20 protein-coding genes are annotated in these 22,582 nt (G+C 71.6%); 6 read left to right on the top strand and 14 right to left on the bottom strand.

Annotated elements, in window-relative coordinates; all coding sequences use genetic code 11:
* Positions 1–16 precede the first annotated feature (16 nt).
* The 6 genes from rlmB to ACGFZW_RS21830 all read right to left on the bottom strand — a co-directional run bounded on the left by rlmB (position 17) and on the right by ACGFZW_RS21830 (position 5,490).
* On the bottom strand, positions 17–973 hold the full coding sequence (gene rlmB, locus ACGFZW_RS21805; RefSeq protein ID WP_393894818.1) for a 23S rRNA (guanosine(2251)-2'-O)-methyltransferase RlmB: 957 nt from the start codon (positions 971–973) through the stop codon (positions 17–19).
* A gap of 128 nt (positions 974–1,101) precedes the next feature.
* Positions 1,102–2,496 carry a cysteine--tRNA ligase gene (cysS, locus tag ACGFZW_RS21810; protein ID WP_393894819.1) on the bottom strand — a complete coding sequence of 465 codons (1,395 nt, stop codon included), beginning with the start codon at positions 2,494–2,496 and terminating at the stop codon, positions 1,102–1,104.
* Between the two features lie 152 nt (positions 2,497–2,648).
* The gene (locus ACGFZW_RS21815; protein WP_393894820.1) at positions 2,649–3,053 is read right to left on the bottom strand and encodes a PPOX class F420-dependent oxidoreductase; all 405 of its coding nucleotides are present in this window, start codon (positions 3,051–3,053) and stop codon (positions 2,649–2,651) included.
* Positions 3,054–3,193: 140 nt separating this feature from the next.
* Positions 3,194–3,763, bottom strand: coding sequence for a 2-C-methyl-D-erythritol 2,4-cyclodiphosphate synthase (gene ispF, locus ACGFZW_RS21820; protein WP_393894821.1), 570 nt, complete (start codon positions 3,761–3,763; stop codon positions 3,194–3,196).
* On the bottom strand, positions 3,750–4,496 hold the full coding sequence (gene ispD, locus ACGFZW_RS21825) for a 2-C-methyl-D-erythritol 4-phosphate cytidylyltransferase (protein ID WP_393894822.1): 747 nt from the start codon (positions 4,494–4,496) through the stop codon (positions 3,750–3,752). The genes ispF and ispD overlap by 14 nt, the downstream gene beginning before the upstream one ends.
* 511 nt (positions 4,497–5,007) lie before the next feature.
* Positions 5,008–5,490, bottom strand: coding sequence for a CarD family transcriptional regulator (locus ACGFZW_RS21830; RefSeq protein ID WP_003953493.1), 483 nt, complete (start codon positions 5,488–5,490; stop codon positions 5,008–5,010).
* Between the two features lie 1,072 nt (positions 5,491–6,562).
* Between ACGFZW_RS21830 and ACGFZW_RS21835 the strand changes: the two genes are divergently transcribed.
* The gene (locus ACGFZW_RS21835; protein ID WP_393894823.1) at positions 6,563–7,219 is read left to right on the top strand and encodes a DUF461 domain-containing protein; all 657 of its coding nucleotides are present in this window, start codon (positions 6,563–6,565) and stop codon (positions 7,217–7,219) included.
* Positions 7,220–7,485: 266 nt separating this feature from the next.
* Here the strand turns inward: ACGFZW_RS21835 and ACGFZW_RS21840 are convergent, their stop codons facing one another.
* Entirely contained in the window at positions 7,486–8,166 is a 681-nt protein-coding gene (locus tag ACGFZW_RS21840; RefSeq protein WP_030063828.1) for a response regulator transcription factor, read from the bottom strand.
* Positions 8,163–9,512, bottom strand: a complete 1,350-nt coding sequence (locus tag ACGFZW_RS21845; protein ID WP_393894824.1) for a sensor histidine kinase — start codon at positions 9,510–9,512, stop codon at positions 8,163–8,165. The genes ACGFZW_RS21840 and ACGFZW_RS21845 overlap by 4 nt, the downstream gene beginning before the upstream one ends.
* 648 nt (positions 9,513–10,160) lie before the next feature.
* Here ACGFZW_RS21845 and phoU point away from each other — a divergent pair.
* A complete protein-coding gene (gene phoU, locus ACGFZW_RS21850) occupies positions 10,161–10,838 on the top strand; it encodes a phosphate signaling complex protein PhoU (protein WP_393894825.1) in 678 nt (225 codons plus the stop codon).
* 884 nt (positions 10,839–11,722) lie between these two features.
* On the top strand, positions 11,723–12,379 hold the full coding sequence (locus tag ACGFZW_RS21855; protein WP_393894826.1) for a DUF4232 domain-containing protein: 657 nt from the start codon (positions 11,723–11,725) through the stop codon (positions 12,377–12,379).
* 82 nt (positions 12,380–12,461) lie between these two features.
* On the opposite strand, the gene ACGFZW_RS21860 is transcribed toward ACGFZW_RS21855, so the two are convergent.
* Both ACGFZW_RS21860 and ACGFZW_RS21865 read right to left on the bottom strand, forming a co-directional pair.
* A complete protein-coding gene (locus tag ACGFZW_RS21860; RefSeq protein WP_393894827.1) occupies positions 12,462–13,862 on the bottom strand; it encodes a hypothetical protein in 1,401 nt (466 codons plus the stop codon).
* A gap of 470 nt (positions 13,863–14,332) precedes the next feature.
* Entirely contained in the window at positions 14,333–15,094 is a 762-nt protein-coding gene (locus tag ACGFZW_RS21865; RefSeq protein ID WP_393894828.1) for a phosphoglyceromutase, read from the bottom strand.
* A 304-nt stretch (positions 15,095–15,398) separates the two neighbouring features.
* On the opposite strand from ACGFZW_RS21865, the gene ACGFZW_RS21870 reads away from it, so the two are divergent.
* On the top strand, positions 15,399–16,790 hold the full coding sequence (locus ACGFZW_RS21870; protein ID WP_393894829.1) for an MDR family MFS transporter: 1,392 nt from the start codon (positions 15,399–15,401) through the stop codon (positions 16,788–16,790).
* 64 nt (positions 16,791–16,854) lie between these two features.
* Here ACGFZW_RS21870 and ACGFZW_RS21875 read toward each other — a convergent pair whose 3' ends face one another.
* Both ACGFZW_RS21875 and mshA read right to left on the bottom strand, forming a co-directional pair.
* The gene (locus ACGFZW_RS21875) at positions 16,855–17,445 is read right to left on the bottom strand and encodes a YbjN domain-containing protein (protein WP_393894830.1); all 591 of its coding nucleotides are present in this window, start codon (positions 17,443–17,445) and stop codon (positions 16,855–16,857) included.
* Entirely contained in the window at positions 17,438–18,808 is a 1,371-nt protein-coding gene (gene mshA / locus ACGFZW_RS21880) for a D-inositol-3-phosphate glycosyltransferase (RefSeq protein WP_393894831.1), read from the bottom strand. The genes ACGFZW_RS21875 and mshA overlap by 8 nt, the downstream gene beginning before the upstream one ends.
* A gap of 163 nt (positions 18,809–18,971) precedes the next feature.
* Here mshA and ACGFZW_RS21885 point away from each other — a divergent pair, with 163 nt between their 5' ends.
* Positions 18,972–19,811 (top strand): class I SAM-dependent methyltransferase, encoded by an 840-nt coding sequence (locus ACGFZW_RS21885; protein ID WP_393894832.1) that lies wholly within the window; start codon positions 18,972–18,974, stop codon positions 19,809–19,811.
* 100 nt (positions 19,812–19,911) lie between these two features.
* Here ACGFZW_RS21885 and ACGFZW_RS21890 read toward each other — a convergent pair whose 3' ends face one another.
* A complete protein-coding gene (locus ACGFZW_RS21890; protein WP_393894833.1) occupies positions 19,912–20,841 on the bottom strand; it encodes a helix-turn-helix domain-containing protein in 930 nt (309 codons plus the stop codon).
* Between the two features lie 250 nt (positions 20,842–21,091).
* Here ACGFZW_RS21890 and ACGFZW_RS21895 point away from each other — a divergent pair, with 250 nt between their 5' ends.
* The gene (locus tag ACGFZW_RS21895; RefSeq protein ID WP_393894834.1) at positions 21,092–22,099 is read left to right on the top strand and encodes an aldo/keto reductase; all 1,008 of its coding nucleotides are present in this window, start codon (positions 21,092–21,094) and stop codon (positions 22,097–22,099) included.
* A 27-nt stretch (positions 22,100–22,126) separates the two neighbouring features.
* Here ACGFZW_RS21895 and ACGFZW_RS21900 read toward each other — a convergent pair whose 3' ends face one another.
* Positions 22,127–22,549 carry an NUDIX hydrolase gene (locus ACGFZW_RS21900; protein ID WP_393894835.1) on the bottom strand — a complete coding sequence of 141 codons (423 nt, stop codon included), beginning with the start codon at positions 22,547–22,549 and terminating at the stop codon, positions 22,127–22,129.
* Positions 22,550–22,582: the final 33 nt, after the last annotated feature.

Below are 22,582 nucleotides of genomic sequence, written 5' to 3' on the forward strand. Positions count from 1 at the left end.
CGCGATCGTGCTCTCGTCAGGCGCGGCGGCGCGCCGCCTCCCACAGGACCACACCGGCCGCGACACCGGCGTTCAGCGACTCGGCGCCGCCGGGCATCGGGATCCGCACCCGGACGTCACAGGTCTCGCCGACCAGCCGCGACAGGCCCTTGCCCTCGCTGCCGACCACGATGACCAGCGGGCCGGCCAGCGCCTCGACGTCCTGCAGCTCCATCTCGCCGTCCGCGGCCAGACCGACGACCGTCAGGCCCGCCTTCTGGTACGCCTCCAGCGTCCGGGTCAGGTTCGTCGCACGCGCGACCGGCGTACGGGCGGCCGTGCCCGCGGAGGTCTTCCACGCACCGGCCGTCATCCCGGCCGCGCGGCGCTCCGGCACGACCACGCCGTGGCCCCCGAAGGCACACACGGAACGGACGACGGCGCCGAGGTTGCGCGGGTCGGTGACGCCGTCGAGCGCCACGATCAGCGGGTCGTCGCCGGTGTCGAAGGCGGCCGCGGCCAGGTCCTCGGGGTGCGCGTAGTCGTACGGCGGCACCTGGAGGACCAGGCCCTGGTGGTTGAGGCCGTTGGTCATCCGGTCCAGCTCGGGGCGCGGCGCCTCCATGAGGTTGATGTTGCCGCGCTCGGCAGCGAGCTGGAGCGCCTCGCGCACCCGCTCGTCGGTGTCGATGAACTGCTGGACGTAGAGATTCGTCGCGGGCACTCCGTCGCGCAGTGCCTCGAAGACCGGGTTACGGCCGACGACGAGCTCGGAGGTGCCCTTCGCACCGCCGCGCCGGGGGGCCGGACGCCTGGCGGCGGCGTGCTTGGCCTTGGCGTTGGCCACGCGGTTCTTGACATGCCCCTTCCGCTCGGAGGCGGGCGGGGTCGGACCCTTGCCTTCCAGGCCCCGGCGCCGCTTACCGCCACTGCCGATCTGCGCGCCCTTCTTGTTGGACGTGCGGCGGTTCCTGCGCTGGCTGTTGCCGGCCATGGGTCACCTGTTTCTTCACTGCTCTCGACGTCTCTCGACGTGGAGTGGGTACGTACGTATGGATTGAGTGTCGCCCGCAGCGCCCGGGAAGGGCGAATCCGGACGTCGGCTTGGGGTCACGGCGGTGCTCAGGACAGCGACCAGCGCGGGCCGGACGGGGTGTCCTCGATCGCCAGGCCGGACTGCTGGAGCTGGTCGCGGATCGCGTCGGCGGTGGCGTAGTCCTTGCGGCTACGGGCCGCCTGCCGCTGGTCGAGCACCAGCCGGACGAGCGAGTCCACCACGCCGTGCAGGTCCGCGCCTCGGTCCGCGCCGCCGCCGGACCAGCGCTCGTCGAGCGGGTCGAGGCCGAGGACGCCGAGCATCGACCGGAGCTCGGCCAGCCTGGCGACCGCCGATTCCTTGTCGTCCGCGGTGAGCGCGGCATTGCCCTGGCGGACGGTGGTGTGCACGATCGCCAGCGCCTGCGGGACACCGAGGTCGTCGTCCATCGCCTCGGCGAAGGCCGGCGGCACCTCGGGCGCCGGCTCGACGACGCCGACCTTCTCCACGACGCGCTGGACGAAGCCCTCGATCCGCGCGAACGCGGACTCGGCCTCGCGCAGAGCTTCCTCGCTGTACTCGATCATCGAGCGGTAGTGCGGGGTGCCGAGGTAGTAGCGGAGCACGATCGGACGCCAGCGCTTGACCATCTCCGAGACCAGCACGGAGTTGCCCAGCGACTTGGACATCTTCTCGCCGCTCATGGTGACCCAGGCGTTGTGCGCCCAGTAGGCGGCGAAGTCGTCGCCGAACGCCTTGGCCTGCGCGATCTCGTTCTCGTGGTGCGGGAAGACGAGGTCGACGCCGCCGCCGTGGATGTCGAAGGAGCTGCCCAGGTACTTGTGCGCCATCGCCGAGCACTCCAGGTGCCAGCCGGGCCGGCCGCGGCCCCACGGGGTCTCCCAGCTGGGCTCCCCCTCCTTGGCGGCCTTCCACATCGCGAAGTCGCGGGGGTCCCGCTTGCCGGTCTCGTCCTCGCCGGACGGCTGCCGGAGGTTGTCCAACTCCTGGTTGGTCAGCTGCAGATAGCCCGGGTAGGACTTCACGTCGAAGTAGACGTTGCCGTCGGAGGCGTAGGCGTGACCGCGCTCGATCAGGCCGCGCATCATCTCGATCATCTCGGGGACGTGGCCGGTGGCGCGGGGCTCGTACGTCGGGCGCAGGCAGCCGAGAGCGTCGTACGCCGCGTTGAAGGCGACCTCGTTCTCGTAGCCGATCGCCCACCACGGGCGGCCCTGCTCTGCCGACTTCTTGATGATCTTGTCGTCGATGTCGGTCACGTTCCGTACGAACGTGACGTCGTAGCCGCGGTGCTCGAACCAGCGGCGCATGATGTCGAAGTTCAGTCCCGACCTGATGTGCCCGATATGCGGGGCGGCCTGCACGGTGGCACCACACAGGTAGATCGAGACACAGCCCGGCGTGAGCGGGGTGAAATCGCGAATCTGCCGGGCGCTGGTGTCGTACAGGCGAATCGTCACGGAACCAGGGTAGTCGGAACGAGGCAGTGCCCTGTGCCCCCTTGGGTTACCGGCACACAGAAGCGTGACGGCCGGCCGGATCGGGGGTGCCCCCGGCCGCTTCCCCGGTCGCCCGCCCGGCGCGTTTGCCCAGGCGGACGGGGCGGGGCCGGTCAGATGCGGCCCACCACCTTGCGCGGGGTGATCCGGACCACGACGCGCGCGGCGTCCTGGCCGGCCGACGGATTGAACTCCGCGTAGTCCTTCCCCGTGTACTTCCGCGCGAGCTCGTCGATCAGCTCCTGCCCGCCCTCGGTGGTGAGGGTGGCGGAGCCACGGATCTCGGCGTAGGTGTACGGCGCGTCGAACGGCTGGATCACCACCGACACCCTCGGATCACGGCGAATGTTGGCCTCCTTACGGCGTCCGACGGTCGTCGAGATCAGCAGGTCGTCGCCGTCCCGCTTCACCCAGACCGGGGACACCTGGGGGCTGCCGTCGGGCTGAATCGTCGCGACGGACACGAAGACCGGGGTGTCGAGGAGCTTCTTGAGGTCGTCGGACAGAGTGGCTGACACGGGGTGCCTCCTGGGGCGGGCCGAAGTCGATCCGATGGTCACGAGTTCTCCGACAAGCCCCAACGTCCGTGCGGCGCCCGGCATTCCCATATCGCGGGGAGTGCCGGGCGCCGCAGGGACGCGCGCAGGTGCGTGACGGCTCAGGCCGTGCGGACCACCAGTGCCGTGGCGATCGCCGCCAGGCCCTCGGCGCGGCCGGTCAGCCCGAGGCCGTCCGTGGTCGTCCCGGACACCGAGACCGGCGCCCCGACCGCCGCGGACAGCGCCTTCTGCGCCTCGTCCCGCCGCTTGCCGACCTTCGGCCGTACGCCGATGACCTGCACCGCGACATTGCCGATGGCGAATCCCTCGGCCCGTACGATCCGCGCGGCCTCGGCCAGCAGTGTCACGCCGGAGGCGCCGGACCACTCGGGGCGGCCCGTACCGAAGTGCGCGCCGAGGTCGCCGACACCGGCTGCCGAGAACAGCGCGTCGCAGGCGGCGTGCGCCGCCACGTCGGCGTCACTGTGGCCGGCCAGACCGTACTCCTCGTCCGGCCAGAGCAGGCCGGCGCACCACAGCTCGCGGCCCGGCTCGAAAGCGTGCACGTCGGTGCCGATCCCGACGAGAGGGATGCCCGGCAGGCCGCCGCCGGCTACGGGGTCCGCGGACCCCGCAGGCACAGCGGCCCCGGCGGACGATTCCGGCACGACCGGCTCAGACATAGCCATCGGTGGCCCTCCTCCGGGCGAGTACGGCCTCGGCCAGGACCAGGTCCAGCGGCCGGGTCACCTTGAACGCTTCCTCGTGTCCGGGCACGACCACGACCGGGGCGCCGAGACGCTCGACCAGCCCGGCGTCGTCGGTGGCGCCCTCACCCTCGACGGACGTGTCGTGCGCCTTGAGCAGCGTCTCCAGGTCGAATCCCTGCGGCGTCTGGACGGCGCGCAGCAGGGACCGCTCCGGAGTGCCGACCACCGGCTCCGGTGCTCCCGGGGCCTGCGGGTCGACCTGCTTGACGGTGTCCGAGAGAGGCAGGGCGGGCACGACGGCGGGCGCCCCGGCGCGCACGGCCGCGACCACCGAGTCGACCGTGTCGACGGGGACCAGCGGACGCGCCGCGTCGTGCACCAGCACCACATCGATGGTCTCGGGCAGCGCCGCCAGACCGCGGCGTACGGAGTCCTGGCGGGTCTCGCCGCCGGGCACCACCACGATGTCGGTGCGGTCGCCGAAGGCGTGCTCGTCGAGAAGGTGGCGGACGTCGAGGGCGCCGTCGGGCGGTGCGACCACGACGACGAGGGAGACGGCTCGGGAGGCGGCCATCGCGCGGACGGCGTGCACCAGCATCGGGGTGCCGCCCAGGGCGCGCAGCGCCTTGGGGGCGCCGGGGCCGAGCCGGACACCGCGGCCGGCGGCGGGAATCACCGCGGCGGTGCGGATCGGACGGGAGGGATCAGACATCGAAGGCTCCGGAGTTCCGGGGCGACCCCGGAATTGGCGCAGACAGGTTTGTTTCCTCGTGGGAGGTGGGTATGGCCACAGCGTGCCGGGCGCGACGCCTTGACCGGACCCCTTCCGTGACATCGGTCGAGGCAGCTGCCTGAGCCCGGCACGCCAGAGGTGGCGTACGGGGCCTTCCCCCTCCCCTTCGGCCGGCGTCGCTGCCCGGCGCAGCGGCTCCCACCGGACACGAGGGCCGCACGGCGGACCGTGCGAGGACCCTGGTGTCAGCCGGAACCGACGGCACAGGCGGGGCAGCAGAATCAGAGGGCGAGGAACGGGCAGGCGAAGAAGAAGCCCGGCAAGGAAGAAGCGGGGCGACCGACCGCAGATATGCCGCAGCGCCCGGCAACAGACCCCGGGAAGGGGTCGTCACTCGGGCACCGCGGCATTGCTGCGTCGAATCACACGCGGACAACACGCAAAGTCAATTCACGTGGCGTTCACGCACACTTCTTGATGCACAGCGTCGTCAGGACGCGAGGACCTCGTCGAGCAGAGCCTCGGCCTTGTCTTCGTTGGTGTTCTCCGCGAGGGCGAGTTCGCTCACCAGAATCTGGCGGGCCTTGGCGAGCATCCTCTTCTCACCGGCGGAGAGTCCGCGCTCACGCTCACGACGCCACAGGTCGCGAACTACTTCGGCGACCTTGATCACGTCACCGGAAGCGAGCTTCTCGAGATTTGCCTTGTAACGACGAGACCAGTTCGTCGGCTCCTCGGCATACGGTGCACGAAGCACCTCGAAGACCCGGTCCAGCCCGTCCTGACCAACCACGTCGCGTACGCCGACGAACTCCGCATTGTCCGCTGGCACACGAACAGTCAAGTCGCCCTGGGCGACCTTCAGCACCAAGTAGGTCTTGTCCACGCCTTTGATCTGGCGAGTTTCGATGGCCTCGATCAGCGCGGCCCCGTGATGGGGATAGACCACGGTGTCGCCAACCTTGAACGTCATGTGACAGGTACCCCTTCCGTGGCTATCCATGCTAACACGGGAACGGACCGTTCTGAATGGCGTTTTCGCAGGTCAGGGCGCATCTCGGGGCTTGACAACAGTGACCGGAACGTGCTGCGAGGGGCTGTCCGGGACAGGTATTCGCAGGTCGGAGGGGCTTCGCGGGCGAGCGGAAACATGCCCGTCACACCGTGTGAACTTGATGATCGACATGACGAACGTCCCGTTTTGCGCGGATCCGTATGAGCTACTTCCGCTACTCCGTTCGGTCGGCGGAGCCCGCGGGAGGACGGTTTCCGGAATTGATCACGCGGCGGGCGACGGGGCTTGATCAATTCCGCCGGGCACCTGCATTCCGCATCGAATACTGCTTTTCACCGGCCGAAACGCGGGCCCGTCACCCGAACGGCCTTCGGTCGAATATTCACCCCACTTCTCCGGGCACGCCCCGGAAGGACTCGCGGAGGACTCACGGAGGAACGGTGAACACCCGTCCGCCGCAACCGGGAACCCGTTCGGGATGAGCATCGTCCGACGCGCGGAAGCGGACGGGAATCGTGTGCCGGAAGGGGCCGGCGGAATGGGACCTGGGCCAGGGGCGGGAAGCCGATCCGGACAGGAGGCGGACGGAAGGCGATCGGCTTGAGGCACCGACGGGATTTTTTCCTCGGTTCGCACACGGCGGCGTGGCGGACTCCCGCGGATCCGCGGGAACGGGCCGCACGAGAACGGGTGGGAATGCCGGGCGGGCGGGGCCGGGTTGATGGAGGCGGATCCTGTTCCACGTGCCGATTCGGGCCTGTTGAGGAGCGCCCCGGTAACCGGTTCAGGCGCCGCGCCGCAGGGCTTGGTGGGGTGTTGTCCGGGGAGGCTCGGCGGGGTGCGGTCGCGCAGGGGGCGGGTCGGGTGCGGCGCCGCGGGGGCGGCTCGGTAACCTAGCGGCGCTGACACACCCTTAGGGCGGCTTTACGCACCCGTCGTCATGACGCGTACGCCACGGCCGCCCCAGCCGTCCATCCGCGACCGGGCACGAAGTTCGGCCGCCGTAGCTCGTCAAGGAGATGCCGCCGCCGTGAGCCGCAGCCTTCGACGCGGCGTCCTCGCCGCAACCGTCCTCTCGCTTTCGATCGCCTCGCTCGCCGCCTGCGGGGCCGGGAACGACGCCCAGACGCTGCAGGTGAAGCCGGACAACGCCGCGACCGCCGTCGGCGACATCAAGATCCAGAACGCCTCCGTCGTCACCCAGCCCGACCTCGACGCCAAGGGCCCGGCCGCGATCACCGCGACCGTGTTCAACAACGGCGCCAAGACCGAGAAGCTGACCGCCATCACCGTCGACGGCACCAACACATCGGCCGAGCTGAAGTCCGCCAAGGGCCGCGCCGGCGGGATCACCGTGCCGGCCGGCGGCTCCGTCGTCATCGGCGGCCAGGGCAACGCCCAGGCCATCCTGCCCAGCGGCCGGGAGGCCGTGCAGGACGGCAACGCCCAGGCGGTGACCTTCAACCTCAGCAACAGCGGCAAGATCAAGATGTCGGCCTTCGTCGTCCCGGCGAAGAGCTACTTCGAGAGCTACGGCCCCAGCGAGGCGCCCAAGCCGTCCGGTTCGGCGTCCCCGTCCGGCTCCACGGAGCCCACGGGGTCGGCGTCCCCGTCCGGCTCCGCGTCGCCCTCCGGCTCGACCAGCCCGTCCGGCCAGGCCACCCAGGCTGCGCACGCCGGTCACTGACGCCGCGAGGGGTCACCTGCCGGGCCGCACATGGCGAAACGCGTCAGGGGCGCCCCCGATTCGGGAGGCGCCCCTGACGCATAGCTGCCGCAGGTCGGCGGTGCCGACCAGGTGGCCGGAAGTCGGTGCCAGGGCCGAGGGCCGGGCATACCGTCCGGAGCCGCGGCTCGCAGCACACCGGGCACGGCTCAACGGCACGGCACAGCAGGGCACTTCACTGCTCCGCGCCGTACGGTCCCGTGGTGTTGCGCTTGCCGCTGCGCGGTTTACGGCTCGAACTTGTAGCCCAGGCCGCGGACGGTGACGAGATAGCGCGGCGCGCCCGGGTCCGGTTCGATCTTGGCGCGCAGCCGCTTGACGTGGACGTCGAGGGTCTTGGTGTCGCCCACGTAGTCGGCGCCCCAGACCCGGTCGATCAGCTGCATGCGGGTCAGCACGCGGCCCGCGTTGCGCAGCAGCATCTCCAGGAGGTCGAACTCCTTGAGCGGGAGGTCGACCTTGCCGCCGGAGACCGTGACGACGTGCCGGTCGACGTCCATCCGGACCGGGCCCGCCTCCAGGGCCTGCGGGGCGACCTCCTCGGGCTCGCCGCGGCGGCGGAGCACCGCGCGGATGCGGGCGACCAGCTCGCGGGAGGAGAAGGGCTTGGTGACGTAGTCATCGGCTCCTATTTCCAGGCCGACGACCTTGTCGATCTCGCTGTCCTTGGCGGTCACCATGATGACCGGGACGTTGGAACGGCCGCGCAGCTGGCGGCAGACCTCGGTGCCGGGCAGGCCCGGCAGCATCAGGTCGAGCAGGACCAGGTCGGCGCCGTTGCGCTCGAACTCGTCCAGTCCGTCGGGGCCCGTAGCCGCGATGGCGACCTCGAAACCCTCCTTGCGGAGCATGTACGACAGTGCGTCGCTGAACGATTCCTCGTCCTCGACGACGAGCACTCGGGTCACGGAAGGACCTCCGGGGCTGGGTGAGCAGGAAGGGGATCGTTGAAGGTCTCGTACGGGCGGTCCTCGTCGTCGAGGCCCTCCGTGGCAGTGAGGTCGGTGGTCCGCTCGCGGTCGCGTGCGGCACCGGCTTCGGGGAGACGCAGGGTGAAGGTGGAGCCCTGTCCTTCAGCGCTCCACACCGTGACTTCCCCGCCGTGCGAGGCCGCCACGTGCTTGACGATGGCGAGGCCGAGGCCGGTCCCGCCGGTGGCGCGCGAGCGCGCCGGGTCCACTCGGTAGAACCGCTCGAAGACTCGGTCGCGGTCCTTCTCCGATATCCCGATGCCCTGATCGGTCACCGCGATCTCGATGAATCCCCCGGTGCCGGAAGCCTGGGTGCCGCCGCCGCTGGGGGCGGGGACGCGGCGGCCGGCGATCCCGACGCGGGTGCGCGACGGGGAGTAGTTGACGGCGTTCTCGACGAGGTTGCCGAGCGCCGCGGCGAGCTGGCCGCGGTTGCCCCAGACGCTCAGGTCGGCGGTGCGCCCCGCCGGTTCGCCCACGCCCAGGGTGGAGGCCCCCGCGGGCCCGCCGATCGAGCTGGCCATGGTGATCTGTTTGGTGGCGGCCTGCTGGCGGCAGCGGTCCATCGCCTCGGCGACCAGTTCGTCCACCCGGACCGGCTCGGCGTCCTCCAGCGGGTCGTCGTTCTGGACCCGGGAGAGGTCGATGAGCTCCTGGACGAGGTTGGTCAGGCGAGTGGCTTCGTTCTGCATGCGGCCCGCGAAGCGGTTGACGGCCTCGGGGTCGTCGCTGGCGTCCATCACGGCCTCGGAGAGGAGCGACAGGGCGCCGACGGGGGTCTTCAGCTCATGGCTGACGTTGGCCACGAAGTCACGCCGGACCGCCTCTATGCGACGGGCCTCGGTGAGGTCCTCCACCAGAAGCAGCACCAGGCGGGAGCCGAGCGGGGCGACCCGGGCGGAGACCGCGAGGGCGTCCCCCCGGCCCGTGCCACGGCGGGGGAGATCCAGTTCGACCTGGCGTATCTCGCCGTCCCTGCGGGTGTCCCGGGTCATCTGCAGCATCGGCTCGACGGCGAGCTTGCCGCCCCGGACCAGCCCGAGGGCGTACGCGGCGGAGCTTGCCTTGACGACGGCGTCGGCCTCGTCGAGGACCACCGCGGACGAGCGCAGCACCGAGAGCACGGTGTCCACGCCTGGGGGCAGGACAGCGTCGGTGTGCAGGGAGGACCGGGTGGGCTTGGCCTGCTCGCGCTCGCTCCATCGGAACGCCAGCATGGCGAAGACCCCGGTGCACAACCCGGCGATCGCTGCCACTGCGGCGACGGCCGCGTCCACGTTCATGACTCCAGGTTATGCGCCTGCTCGGACACTTCCCCAGCCGTCCGAGCGTCTGCTCGAACACACGTCGCCCAGAGTTCACCCGGGCGTCGGTGCCGGTTCACTCCGGAGGGCCGCACGGGGCCTGGGAGGGCTTTTGGGGCGTCATTGCTGAGCCGTCCGGGTGACCCGGGGGCTCTGGAGAAGTCCGGCCGGCCGACCTTCCGGACGATCTCGCGAGGGCCCGGATCCCCTTCGCGCGACCTCCCGGGGAGACGGTGACGTCGCCCAGAGTTCACCTTCACGTCGGCGGCGATTCACTCCCGGTGGGACCGCAGGTCGCGCTGCGCCCGCACTGTGAGGGTGCGGGTGCGGAAACGATCCCGCACCGGCGCGCGGCCGGGAACCCCGGGGTCCGGCTCCGGAGCAGCGGATTTCAGGCGAGCCGCGGGGCCACGGCCCCGGGCGGACCACGAACCGCGGCCTCCGGACCGAACCCGCGGAGCCTCTCTTCGGGCAGCGGCCCGCCGGGCAGGGCTCCACGGGGACCGGGTCCTCGGACAACGGCTCGCGCGGGCACAGACCGTGGGAGCGTGGAGGAAGGGCGGCCGTTCGCTCCCCTTCTCCACCACCTGCCACACCACCACCACTCGATGCGAGAGAAGGTCACTGATGCGGGACGCGTACCACGAGGAGCTCGATTCGATCGGCGAGGGCCTGGTCGAGATGGCCCGGCTCGTCGGCTCCGCGATCGGGCGCGCCACCACGGCGATACTCGACGCTGATCTCAAGCTGGCCGAGAACGTCATCGCCGGCGACGAGAAGGTCGACGACCTCCAGCGCGAACTGGAGGCCCGGGCGATCGCGCTGCTCGCGCGCCAGCAGCCGGTCGCCACCGATCTGCGGATCGTGGTCACCTCACTGCGGATGAGCGCCGACCTGGAGCGCTCCGGCGACCTCGCCCAGCACGTGGCGAAGCTGGCCCGGCTGCGTTTCCCGCAGACGGCCGTACCCAGCGACCTGCACGCCACCATCCTGGAGATGGGGCAGCTGGCGCAGCGCCTGATGGCCAAGGCCGCGCAGGTCATCATCACCAAGGATGTCGACCTCGCGCTCCAGCTGGAGCAGGACGACGACGCCATGGACACGCTCCACCGGACCCTCTTCCAGCACCTGATGGACGACCGCTGGAAGCACGGCATCGAGACGGCGGTGGACGTGACCCTGCTGGGCCGTTACTACGAGCGGTTCGCGGACCACGCGGTCTCCGTGGCCAAGCGGGTCGTCTACCTCGTGACCGGCGAGCATGCCGACGAGATCGCCCCGCCGACCGCCGTGGAAGGCGCGTGACCGGGACGGCGTGAGAGGGGCGCTCAAGCGCCTCTCGTGCCGCCGTGCGCCGTGCCGCCATGCCTCCGCGCGCCGTTGACGCGCCGCTCGGTCCGGGCATGCAATGGCCACAAGGTGACCCCTAGGAGGCAATTCATGGCACTCACGGCGGACTCCCCCAACCCGGCGCCGCGCGACGAGCCGACGGCCGTCGACCGCCCTCGACTCCCGGTGCTCGGCGCCTGCGGCTGCGGCTCCGGTTGCAGCTGCGGCTGCCAATCCGGCGGACCGTGCCAGTGCGGAGGCTGCTAGCCAGCTCGCCACGCAGCGGTCCGGAGCGGTCAGAGCGGTCCGGAGCGGCATACACCGACACACGGCGGCACGGCGCGACACAGCAGCGCAGCAGCGCAGGACCACGGCGCGACACGGTTTCGCCGCGCGATCGCGCGTGCGCGACTGCGCAGCAGCGGCCCCGAACGGCAGACCGCCGGTCGGGGCCGCTGTGCGTTGTCGTGACCAGAGGTGTCGTGACCAAAGGTGGAGGGGGACGACGGGGAGGGGAAGGCGCGGCGCGGGTGATCGGGGCGGCGACACGGGATACGGACGCGGCGTGACCCGGAGGACGTGTACGCGCCCCGGTGGAGCTACCTCCCTGGTGTGTAGCGAGGCCCCCGCCCTTGGCGGCCGGTGCGGGCTCAGACTTCCCCGGTCTCCCGGCTTTCCGGGCTTACGAGGGAAGCCGCAAGCTCGGAGGGCCGCTCTCCCGGCCTTCGAGCTCTCCCGACTCTCTCCGGCTCCCGTGGCCCGGCCCGTTAGTGACTCGTTAGCCGATCACCAGCAGCCCGCACCAGGCTCTTCCTCGTACACCGCAGGACAGCTCGCACGCACACAACGAGGGGAACCTCATGTCGCTCACCAGCTCCTCCCTCCGCCGCGGCCGCCAGGTCGCCGCCGCCGCGATGATCGGCGCCGCGGCGCTCGCGCTCACCGCTTGCCAGGACGGGAAGAGCAGCGCGGCACCCCACTCCTCGGCGCAGACCACGGCGGCCTCGTCCGCGAGCGACAGCGGTGCCGCCGGACAGGACACGCCGGGCAAGGAGTCCGGCACCGCACGGGCCGCCTCCGGCTCCGGTCCTTCGGCGCAGCTGGGCACGGACCGGTGCACCTCCCAGGACATGAGCCTGCGCCTCGGCCACGCCGACCCGGGTGCCGGCAACATCCACTACCCGCTGGTCTTCACCAACACCGGCAAGAGCACCTGCGCCCTCCGCGGCTTCCCCGGCGTCTCGCTGCGCGCGGGCGACGGCCGGCAGATCGGGGCGCCCGCGACGCACGAGGGAGGCGCGGGGAAGGTGGTCAAGCTGGCCCCGGGCCGGAGCGCGCACGCCGTCCTCCACACCCTCAACGACGGCGTCAAGGACGTCCCGTGCCGACCGACAGCAAAGATCGTTTACGTCTACGCGCCCGGCTCCACCGATGCGATGACCGCGCGCACCGAGGGCCTGCGGGTGTGCGGCGACACCTTCACCGTCACCGCGGTCACCCCGGGCGCCGAGGGCTGATCGCACCGAGCCACGAGGCCCCAAGCACAGCCGAGCCCCCTGCCTGCGAAGAATCCACAGACAGGGGGCTCGTTGCTACGGGTTATTTCTTCTTGCCCTGGGTCTCTTCGGGGCGCGCCTTCGACGAGTACGGCGCAGTCGTCGCGAGATAGCCGAGAGTCAGCCCGGCGACGGCGCCGGCAATGCCGGTCACCCAGCGCCAGACGCCCGCGATGTCGAAGGTCAGCAGCGCGGCGCAGCCGATGAGCACCGCGGCGAGCACCAGTACGGACGGTGCCACATAAAGAAGCCACGCGGAGTGGGGGTCCCAGAGCCGCAGAGCGCGTGGCTCGACGTTCCCGGCGGCGGCCTTTTCGACGGAGACGCCCTCGGCGGCCATCATCCGCGCATCGTCCACCTTGAGCATCCCGTGCATCACCCAGCCGTCGTCGGACACCAGCGCCGCCGGGGTGCTGCCCGCGGAGGACCGACCGCCGTCGGCGCAGCGCCGGGCGTCCCAGCACAGCCACAGTTGCTGACCCGTCAGGGATTCGGGCACATGGTCCTCTGCGAGGGAGGCCAGGAAATGCGCGGTGCGGGATGACGTGGTGACGATTCTCAGGCACCGCTCCTTTTGGGAGTCCCGCTGCCAGAATCCGGGCCCCAGGCACTTCCCGCGCACGGCCATGTCGGCGGCGCCCAGCCGGGAGAAGGAACCGAACCCATGGCGCAGGGAAAGGCCGACCACGGAGAGGACGATGCCGGCGGCCCAGGCGAGGCCGACGATCCAGACGCGGCCGGTCCCCATCGTGGAGCCCTCCAATGCCGCACCCAGACTGTGCTCGTCCCCCGCGAGGGCGCCCAATCCGGGACGCGCCGGGGCGTGGAGGACCGAGACCCTGCCCCCCGCGTGCGGACGCTCGGGCGTGACCGGATGGACCGTTGCCGTCAACGGCTCCCCGCCCGCTCCCGTGGCAAGCCGGACGACCGTCGTGGAGGTGTAGTAGTCACGGCCCTTGCTCGGGTCGTGCAACTGGACGTCGCTGACCTTCTCCACTGGGACGAGTGCGAATTCCGCACCGGCGTCGGCGATCCGCTGCATGTGTTCCGGCCGCTGGGGCGCCCCCATCACCAGCGCGAGAAGGGTCACCAGCGCTGTGCAGACCCCCAGGTACCACGCGAGGGAACGCACCTGCAGGCGCCGGCGCGAGGGCAGCACCCGGGGCGGATACGCCACCGGTTCCGCGGCACCCGGTCCGCCCGTCTCCGCGGCACCCGAGAACTCGGCGACGGCGACCGCGGCGTACGGCCGACGCCCCCCTGCCGCGCGCCGGGAGACAGCGATGCCGCCGACAGAGGCCAGGGCGCACCCCAGCGCGACAAGAATCGCCGTCCGGCGCGGCTCCGGATCCGAGCAGAAGAGCCACAGCGGCAAGACGGAGACGAGGGCAACCAGCCCCAGTGCGCCGAACCACGCCCCGGCGCTGCGAGGTGCCGCGCCCACCCGGCGAAGGGAGGGACCGGCACAGATAGCGGCCTGGTCAGCCGAAGACATTTCGCACCTCATCGGTCGCCGAGGCATCGCGCCCCTTGGTGCCCTGCTTGGCACCCGACTGGACATCCTTGTTGAGTCGTCGACGCCACCCACCGTCGTTCGCAATTTCTGGCGACGACTCACCCCTTTCCCCCGATCGGTCGGGCCGTCGGCGCAGGCCGGAAAGCGGCCGACCAGAGAGGGCCGGTGGCGAAGTGCGGGACGACGGCGAGGTGGCGGGTGCCGCCCAGAGAGTGGGTGGTACCCGCGGCAGCGCGCGTGCTGACGCCGGAGGAAGCGGTCGTGACCGTGCGCGCAAGGCTGTCGGCGAGCGGACGCGGCCAGCCGGCTCTCTGCACTGAGGGCCCACAGAGGGTCCGGCGCCGACGAAAGCCCCTCGCCTGCACCAAAAGTGCAGGCGAGGAGCCTGATCGCCGTGCTTACTTCTTCTTGCCCTGGTTCTTCACTGCCTCGATGGCGGCCTTGGCGGCGTCCGGGTCGAGGTAGGTGCCGCCGGTCTTGACCGGGCGGAAGTCGGCGTCGAGCTCGTAGGCGAGCGGGATGCCGGTGGGGATGTTCAGGCCGGCGATGTCCGCGTCGGAGATGCCGTCGAGGTGCTTGACCAGCGCGCGGAGGCTGTTGCCGTGGGCGGCGACGAGGACCGTGCGGCCGGCGACGAGGTCCGGGACGATGTCGTCGTACCAGTACGGCAGCATCCGCGTGACGACGTCCTTGAGGCACTCCGTGCGGGGGCGCAGCTCGCTGGGGATGGTCGCGTAGCGCGGGTCGTCGCTCTGGGAGAACTCGGAGCCGTCGGCCAGCTCGGGCGGCGGGGTGTCGTACGAGCGGCGCCAGAGCATGAACTGCTCCTCGCCGAACTCGGCGAGCGTCTGCGCCTTGTCCTTGCCCTGGAGCGCACCGTAGTGGCGCTCGTTCAGACGCCAGCTGCGGTGGACGGGGATCCAGTGGCGGTCGGCGGCCTCCAGGGCCAGCTGCGCGGTGCGGATGGCGCGCTTCTGGAGGGAGGTGTGCAGCACGTCGGGGAGCAGACCGGCGTCCTTGAGCAGCTCACCGCCGCGGACCGCCTCCTTCTCGCCCTTCTCGTTGAGGTTCACGTCCACCCAGCCGGTGAACAGGTTCTTCGCATTCCACTCGCTCTCGCCGTGGCGGAGGAGGATCAGCTTGTACGGTGCGTCGGCCATGGCGTCGAGCGTAATCGAAAACCGAAGGGGGCCTCGCCGGGGCCCAGTACCTGGAATCCGCGGCGACGTTTGACGCTTCCCGTCAATTGAGTGGCGGCGGAAGACCCGGCAAAAGTAGGTTGTGAACTGCGCTTGCACCGCTTACACGGGGCGCGGCGCTCCCACCCCTTCCCACCGCCGCTTCCGCGCGCCGCCCCACCGCGCCGCGCGCACCCGCACCGCTTCCGCACCGCGTTCCGCACCACCGCCTGCCACTTTCGGCGGCCGCACGCCACCACCGCACGACTCCACGGGGGGAGATGTCATGTCCGCATCCACATCAGGGCCGTCGGCCGACGCGAGCGGTCCGGCCGGTCAGGCGCGTACGGGCAGAGGGGTGACGCTACGACGGGCCGCCGTGGAGAGCGTCTCCGGGCTGCCGCGGCAGTTCTGGTGGCTGTGGACCAGCACGTTGATCAACCGGCTCGGCGGCTTCGTCGCGACCTTCCTGGCGCTCTACCTGACGGTCGAGCGCGGCCACTCCGCCTCCTACGCGGGCCTGGTCGGCGCGCTCTACGGGCTCGGCGGCGTGGTCTCGTCGATCGGGGCCGGCGTGCTGACCGACCGGCTCGGGCGGCGGCCCACGATGCTGATCGCCCAGTTGTCGACGGCCGCGTCCGTGGCGCTGCTCGGCTTCATGACGGACCCGGTGGTCATCGCGGTGGTCGCCTGTCTGGTCGGTATGGCGTCCAACGCCTCACGGCCCGCGGTGCAGGCGATGATGGCGGACATCGTCGCCCCCGAGGACCGGGTGCGGGCCTTCTCCCTCAACTACTGGGCGATCAACCTCGGCTTCGCGATCTCCTCGGCCGCGGCCGGGCTCATCGCCCGGCACGGCTATCTCGCCCTCTTCCTGGGCGAGGCCACACTCGTCCTGGCCTGCGCGCTCGTGGTCTTCCGGAAGCTCCCCGAATCGCGCCCCGAAGCGGGCCGGGAGTCCGGCTCCGAGGACCCGGCCGGTGCGGCGCCCGCACGGATCTCGATGCTGACCGTGCTGCGGGACGGCCGCTTCATGACTGTCGTCGGCCTGAACCTCCTGCTGGCGCTGCTCTTCCAGCAGGCCTACGTGTCGATGCCGGTGTCGATGGGTCAGGACGGCTTCTCCAGCGCGGACTTCGGCCTGGTGATCGCGGTCAACGGCGTCCTCATCGTGCTGCTCCAGATCCCCGTGACCCGCTTCATCGAACACCGCAGCCCGGCGATGCTCCTGATCGGCTCGGCCCTGCTCGCCGGTTACGGCTTCGGGCTGACGGCCCTGGCCGGCTCCGTCGCCATGTACGCGGTGGCGGTCGCCGTCTGGACCCTCGGCGAGATCATCAACTCGCCGACGCAGATGGGACTCGTGGTCCGCCTCTCGCCGGTCCACGGCCGCGGCCGCTACCAGGGCATGTACGCGCTGTCCTGGTCGATCGCCTCGCTGGCGGCGCCGCTGCTCGGCGGCGCGGTGATCGACAGGTTCGGCGCGAACGCGCTCTGGGCGGGCTGCGCGGTCGTGGGAACGGTCGCCGCGGTGGGCTACGGGCTGCTGCTGCGGAAGGTGCCGGGACAGACGGAACCGGTGGCCGCTTCCACGGCGAAGACACCTGCGGGTGGGGGTACGGGTGCGGAGCCGGCGCCCGCCCCGGCAACGTCGGCGTCGGCGTCGGCGTCGGCGTAGACAGCGAGGGTCGCGTGAAGCGGGGCGACGGGCGGGGCGCGGTTTCGCCCCCGCCCGGCATCGGCTACTCCGGCGACCGGCCGGTCAGGTTCGTGAACGCGTCGAGGTTGCGGGTGGACTCGCCGCGCGCCACCCGCCAGGCGTACTCCTTGCGGATGGCTGTCGCGAAGCCCATCTCCAGCAGGGTGTTGAAGCTGCCGTCGGCGTTCTCCAGGACCGAGCCGAGGATGCGGTCGAGTTCGTCCGCGGTGACGGCCGCGAGCGGCAGCTTGCCGACGAGGTAGATGTCGCCGAGCTTGTCGATGGCGTAACTGACGCCGTACAGGCGGGTGTTGCGTTCGAGCAGCCAGCGGTGCACGGCCTCGTGGTTCTCGTCCGGATGCCGCACGACGAAGGCGTTGACCGACAGCGAGTGCTTGCCGACGATCAGCGAACAGGTCGTCGACAGCTTGCGGGTGCCCGGCAGCTTGACGACGTACGTGCCTTCCGAGGGGGACTCCCACTCCAGGTCGGCGTCGTCGAGGGTCCGCTCGATCACCTGGCGCGCGGTAGCCACCTCGCCCGTCGGATGCACTCCGGACGCGCCGGACGCACCGGGCCCGTCGGAAACACCGGCCGCACCGGACCCGTCAGAAACATCAGCCACGTCACCCATGGGGGGATCGTAGGTGACGCCGGTGTTCCTGCAGGGCGGCGGTGTAGGCCTCGCCGGTCGCGGCGGCGGCGGTGTCCCAGCCGAAGGACTGGGCGTGCCGGGCGGCCTCGGCACCCATGCGGGTCGACAGGGCCGGGTCGGCGACGAAACGGCCGATCGCCCGGGCGTAGTCGGCCGGGATGTGTCCGGGGACGAGGAAGCCGCTGACACCGTCGCGGACGGCCACCGGGAGACCGCCGACAGCGGCCGCGATCACCGGGGTGCCGCACGCCTGGGCCTCTATGGCGACCAGTCCGAACGACTCGCTGTACGAGGGCATGACCAGCACGGACGCGGCGCGGTACCAGTCGGCGAGCTGCTCCTGGCCGACCGGCGGACGGAACTGCACCAGGTCGGCGATGCCGAGCCGGGCGGCCAGCTTCTGCAGGCCCTCGGGCTTGGCCAGACCGCTGCCGCTTGGCCCGCCGACCACCGGCACCACCAGCCGGGACCGCAGCGACGGGTCCTCGTCCAGCAGCGCGGCGGCGGCGCGCAGCAGGATGTCGGGGGCCTTGAGCGGCTGGATGCGGCCGGCGAACAGCGGGATGACCGCGTCCTGCGGCAGGCCGAGACGGTCGCGGGCCGCGGCCCGGCTCCGCGCGACATCGCCGCCGAGGGGCCGGAAGCGGTCGAGGTTGACGCCCGGATGCACGACGGCGACCTTCTGCGGGTCGGCTTCGTAATGCCGTACGAGTTCGTCGGCCTCCTCGGCGGTGTTCGCGATCAGGCGGTCGGCGGCCCGCACCACCTGGGTCTCGCCGATGACGCGGGCGGCGGGCTCCGGGTTGTCACCGACGGCGAGCGAGGCGTTCTTGACCTTGGCCATGGTGTGCATGGCGTGCACCAGGGGGACGCCCCAGCGTTCCGAGGCGAGCCAGCCGACGTGCCCGGACAGCCAGTAGTGGGAGTGCACGAGGTCGTAGTAGCCGGGGCGGTGGCCCGCCCATGCCTGCATGACGCCGTGCGTGAACGCGCACAGCTGGGCCGGGAGCTCTTCCTTCGCCAGACCTTCGTACGGTCCGGCGTCGACATGCCGGACGAGGACGCCGGGGGCCAGCTCGACGGTGGGCGGGAGGGTGCCGGTGGTGGCACGGGTGAAGATCTCCACCTCGATGTTGATCGAGGCGAGCTTCTTGGCCAGCTCGACGATGTAGACGTTCATGCCGCCGGCGTCGCCGGTGCCGGGCTGGTGCAGCGGGGAGGTGTGCACGCTGAGCATCGCGACGCGCCGCGGCCGTCGCGCGCCGCCGGGCAGCCGCAGGCGCGACTGGCCCGGGAACTGGCCGTGGGGACGGCTGCGGAGCCGGGATACGTATGGGCTCACTGCGAGCTACCTCCTAGCCGGGGCGGGCTGCGCGCCTCCGACCCCCGTCAACAAGGGAAGGCAGCCCCGCATTTCCGTCCGGCGCGCACTCTTCATACTTTGCCAAAGCGTGACCGACTCCGGCCGTCCGGTCCCGGTCCCCCGCCCCCGTAGGCTCAACGGCATGGCCCGCCGCACTTCCGTCTCCGCCGTCCCGGCATCCCCACCCTCACCCTCCCGTCCCGTCGGAACGGTGACCCGCGGCACCACCAACCCCAACCGGCTGCGCCGCATGGACCGCTGGATCGCCGCGGAGCACGGCGCCGAGCTGCGGCGCACCGGCGACCCGGTCGCGGTCGACCTCGGATACGGCGCCGCCCCCTGGACCGCGGTGGAGCTGCTCGGCCGGCTGCGCACGGTGCGCCCGGACGCCCGGGTCGTCGGCGTCGAGATCGAACCGGCCCGGGTGGAGGCCGCCCGGGACTATCAGCGACCGGGGCTGGAGTTCGTGCACGGCGGGTTCGAGGTGCCGTTGCCCGGCGGGCCCGGCCGGGCGCCGGTCCTGATCCGCGCCGCGAACGTCCTGCGGCAGTACGACGAGGAGGCGGTGGCCGCCGTCTGGCAGCGGCTGTGCGCGCGGCTTGCTCCGGGCGGGCTGCTGGTCGAGGGCACCTGTGACGAGATCGGGCGGCGGCACGTCTGGGTGGCCCTGGGTCCCGAAGGGCCCCGAACGGTCACCTTCGCGACCCGGCTCGGCTCCCTACAGACCCCATCCGACCTGGCGGAACGCCTTCCGAAGGCGTTGATTCACCGCAATGTGCCGGGCGAGCCCGTGCACGCCTTCCTGCGTGACTTCGACCGTGCCTGGGCGGCGGCCGCCCCGCTGGGTGCACTGGGCGCGCGCCAGCGGTGGCTCGCCGCGGTGCGCAGCCTGGCGGCCGACTGGCCGCTCGCCGGTGACCCGCGGCGCCGCCGTCAGGGCGAGGTCACGGTGCGGTGGGAGGCCCTGGCCCCGCGGAGGTGAGACGGGTGGCCGCCGCCCGACGGCTCCGCTCCTGTCCGATGCCCGCTGCCTGCGGACGCCCGCCGGTCCTTCCGCCCGACGGCGCCGACTCGTGCGTCGCCTACGCCACTCCGGCCCTGGCCACCGGGCCGGACAGCGGCGCCGTGGGGCGGTCGGGGGCGGGGCGGTCGGCGGCGGTACGGTCGGCGGCCACCAGCTCGGCCAGGTGGCGCAGCCGCGCCGAGGTCACCGAGCCGCGCGGCGCGTTGTAGGTCACCAGAACCTGGTCGGGGTCGGTGCTCAGGCGGAAGCTCTCGAAGCTCACCTGCAGCTCGCCCACCTGGGGGTGCACGATGTGCTTGGTGCCGCGCAGACACTCGTGCACGGCCTGCGCCTCCCAGGCCCGCCGGAATTGCGCACTGCGGTCGAGCAGCTCACCGACGACCTCACAGAGCCGCGGATCCTCCGGATGGCGACCGCTCTCGGCCCGCAGATTGCCGACGACCTCCTCCGCGATCCGCTCCCACTCCGGGTGCAGAGCGCGCGCCGCCGGGTCGAGGAAGACCAGCAGCGCCGAGTTCCGGCGGCGGCGGTCGAGCGCTTCGAGGTCGAACGCGATCCGGCCACCGAGGGCGTTCCAGGCCAGGATGTCCATCCCACGACCGATGATCATGGCAGGGACGGCGGACTCCATCGCGTCCAGGAGCTGCTGGATCTCCGGGCGCACGGTCTGCCCGGGGCCTGCGGGGGCGCAGTCGGCCGTGCGGCGCCGCGGATCGGCCACGTTGCGCAGGTAGGTCACCTCGCCGTCGGTCAGCCGCAGCGCCCGCGCGATCGCGTCCAGGACCGAGTCGGAGATGGCGTGCGCCCGGCCCTGCTCGATCCGGGTGTAGTAGTCGACGCTGATGCCCGCGAGCTGGGCGACCTCCTCGCGCCGCAGCCCCCGCACCCGCCGTCGGTTGATCCCGCCCGGCAGACCGATCTCGGCCGGGTCCAGCGCCGCGCGGCGCGCCTTGAGAAATGAGCTGATCTCGACTTCGGCATGCAGCATCCGTCCAGTATGCGGCGCACCGCCGGTCGGGTGGTTCCGCCGGACCCAGGCTGGGACGGGCCTGGTCGTCTGCCACGGCGGACCCCAAGGTGGTGGCGGGGTCCCCTCCCACGGCAAGGGGCCGGCCGCACGGCCACCCGCACCGGCCCCGCCTCGGCGCTCGTCCCCTTCGGCGCACCCGGCGCACTCGAACCCACTCGATCCACCCGGCCCTCGACCCAATCGACCCACTCTGCAGAAGGAGCAGCTCATGAAGCGCAGGATCCTCGGCGGCACCGGCATCTCGGTCAGCGAGTACGCGCTGGGCACGATGATGCTCGGCGCCTGGGGCAACACCGACCACGACGATTGCGTACGGATCGTGCACCGCGCGCTGGACGCCGGCATCAATTTCGTCGACACCGCGGACGTGTACGCCGCGGGCGAGTCCGAGGAGATCGTCGGCAAGGCGCTCAAGGGGCGGCGCGACGACGTCGTGCTGGCCACCAAGTTCTTCAACTCGATGGGGCCGGACGCCAACCACGGCGGCAACTCCCGGCGGTGGATCATCCGGGCGGTGGAGGACAGCCTGCGCCGGCTGGGCACCGACCACATCGACCTCTACCAGGTGCACCGCCCCGATCCCGCGACGGACATCGACGAGACGCTGGACGCGCTCTCCGACCTCGTACGGTCCGGGAAGGTGCGGGCCGTCGGCTGCTCGACCTTCCCGGCCGAGCAGATCGTCGAGGCGCAGTGGACGGCCGAGCGCCGCGGTCATGTCCGGTTCCGCACCGAGCAGCCGCCGTACTCGATGCTGGCGCGCGGCGCCGAGGCCGCGGTGCTGCCGACCGCGCAGCGCTACGGCATGGGCGTGCTGACCTGGGGCCCGCTCAGCGCGGGCTGGCTGTCCGGGCGGGATCTGTCGGCCAGCTCGCGGGCCGGTCTGGAGACCCAGAAGTTCGATCTGTCGGTCCCGGAGAACGCGCGGAAGGCGGAGGCGGTCAACGCCCTGGCGAAGGTCGCCGCCGAAGCCGGTCTGTCGCTGCCGCACCTGGCGACCGCGTTCGTCCGCGCCCACCCGGCCGTCACCTCGGTGATCATCGGCCCGCGCACCCTCGACCAGCTCACCGGTCTGCTCGAAGGCGCCGAGGTCGCGCTGAGCGCGGACGTACTGGACCGGATCGACGCGATCGTGCCACCGGGCACCGACCTCAACCGGGCGGACAGCTACTACCTGCCGCCGGCCCTCACCGAGGCGTCCCTGCGCAGGCGCTGACCCACCGGCCGCCCGCGTGGGCCGGGATCACGCCAGGTGCAGAGCGGCGAGCAGCGCGTCGACCAGCGGCCGGTCCCGCTCGTGCGTGAGCCGGGACCTGGCCTCGGCCGGCGAGAGCCACACCAGACGGTCGACCTCGCGGTTCGGACGGAATCTGCCCGCGCACGCCTCCGCCGCCCAGTAACGCACCTGCTTGCGGCGGCCGTTGGCGAGGTAGTGCGCTGTGGGCAGCGGGGCACCGGGCCGGCAGTCCATGCCGGTCTCCTCCGCGACCTCCCGCACCGCTCCGGCCAGCGCGCCCTCGCCGCGCTTGAGCTTGCCCTTGGGGTGCGACCAGTCGTCGTATTTGGGACGGTGCACCAGCCCGATCTCCAGTCCTCCGTCGTCGGACGCGGCGCGGCGCCACAGCACGCAACCCGCCGCGTATACCGGATCCTGAGTCACCGTCACGTCATCGTCCCTTCCGCTCCGTCGTCCCACGCA

Source organism: Streptomyces sp. NPDC048248, assembly GCF_043201875.1.
Lineage (GTDB): Bacteria > Actinomycetota > Actinomycetes > Streptomycetales > Streptomycetaceae > Streptomyces.

Coding starts and splice junctions, on each gene's coding strand:
- ACGFZW_RS21870 (WP_393894829.1), top strand. CDS start 15,399: ATGTCCGCATCCACATCAGGGCCGTCGGCCGACGCGAGCGGTCCGGCC.
- ACGFZW_RS21875 (WP_393894830.1), bottom strand. CDS start 17,445: ATGGGTGACGTGGCTGATGTTTCTGACGGGTCCGGTGCGGCCGGTGTT.
- ACGFZW_RS21885 (WP_393894832.1), top strand. CDS start 18,972: ATGGCCCGCCGCACTTCCGTCTCCGCCGTCCCGGCATCCCCACCCTCA.
- ispF (WP_393894821.1), bottom strand. CDS start 3,763: ATGGCTATGTCTGAGCCGGTCGTGCCGGAATCGTCCGCCGGGGCCGCT.
- ACGFZW_RS21830 (WP_003953493.1), bottom strand. CDS start 5,490: ATGACGTTCAAGGTTGGCGACACCGTGGTCTATCCCCATCACGGGGCC.
- ACGFZW_RS21895 (WP_393894834.1), top strand. CDS start 21,092: ATGAAGCGCAGGATCCTCGGCGGCACCGGCATCTCGGTCAGCGAGTAC.
- phoU (WP_393894825.1), top strand. CDS start 10,161: ATGCGGGACGCGTACCACGAGGAGCTCGATTCGATCGGCGAGGGCCTG.
- ispD (WP_393894822.1), bottom strand. CDS start 4,496: ATGTCTGATCCCTCCCGTCCGATCCGCACCGCCGCGGTGATTCCCGCC.
- ACGFZW_RS21845 (WP_393894824.1), bottom strand. CDS start 9,512: ATGAACGTGGACGCGGCCGTCGCCGCAGTGGCAGCGATCGCCGGGTTG.
- ACGFZW_RS21865 (WP_393894828.1), bottom strand. CDS start 15,094: ATGGCCGACGCACCGTACAAGCTGATCCTCCTCCGCCACGGCGAGAGC.
- ACGFZW_RS21855 (WP_393894826.1), top strand. CDS start 11,723: ATGTCGCTCACCAGCTCCTCCCTCCGCCGCGGCCGCCAGGTCGCCGCC.
- rlmB (WP_393894818.1), bottom strand. CDS start 973: ATGGCCGGCAACAGCCAGCGCAGGAACCGCCGCACGTCCAACAAGAAG.
- ACGFZW_RS21890 (WP_393894833.1), bottom strand. CDS start 20,841: ATGCTGCATGCCGAAGTCGAGATCAGCTCATTTCTCAAGGCGCGCCGC.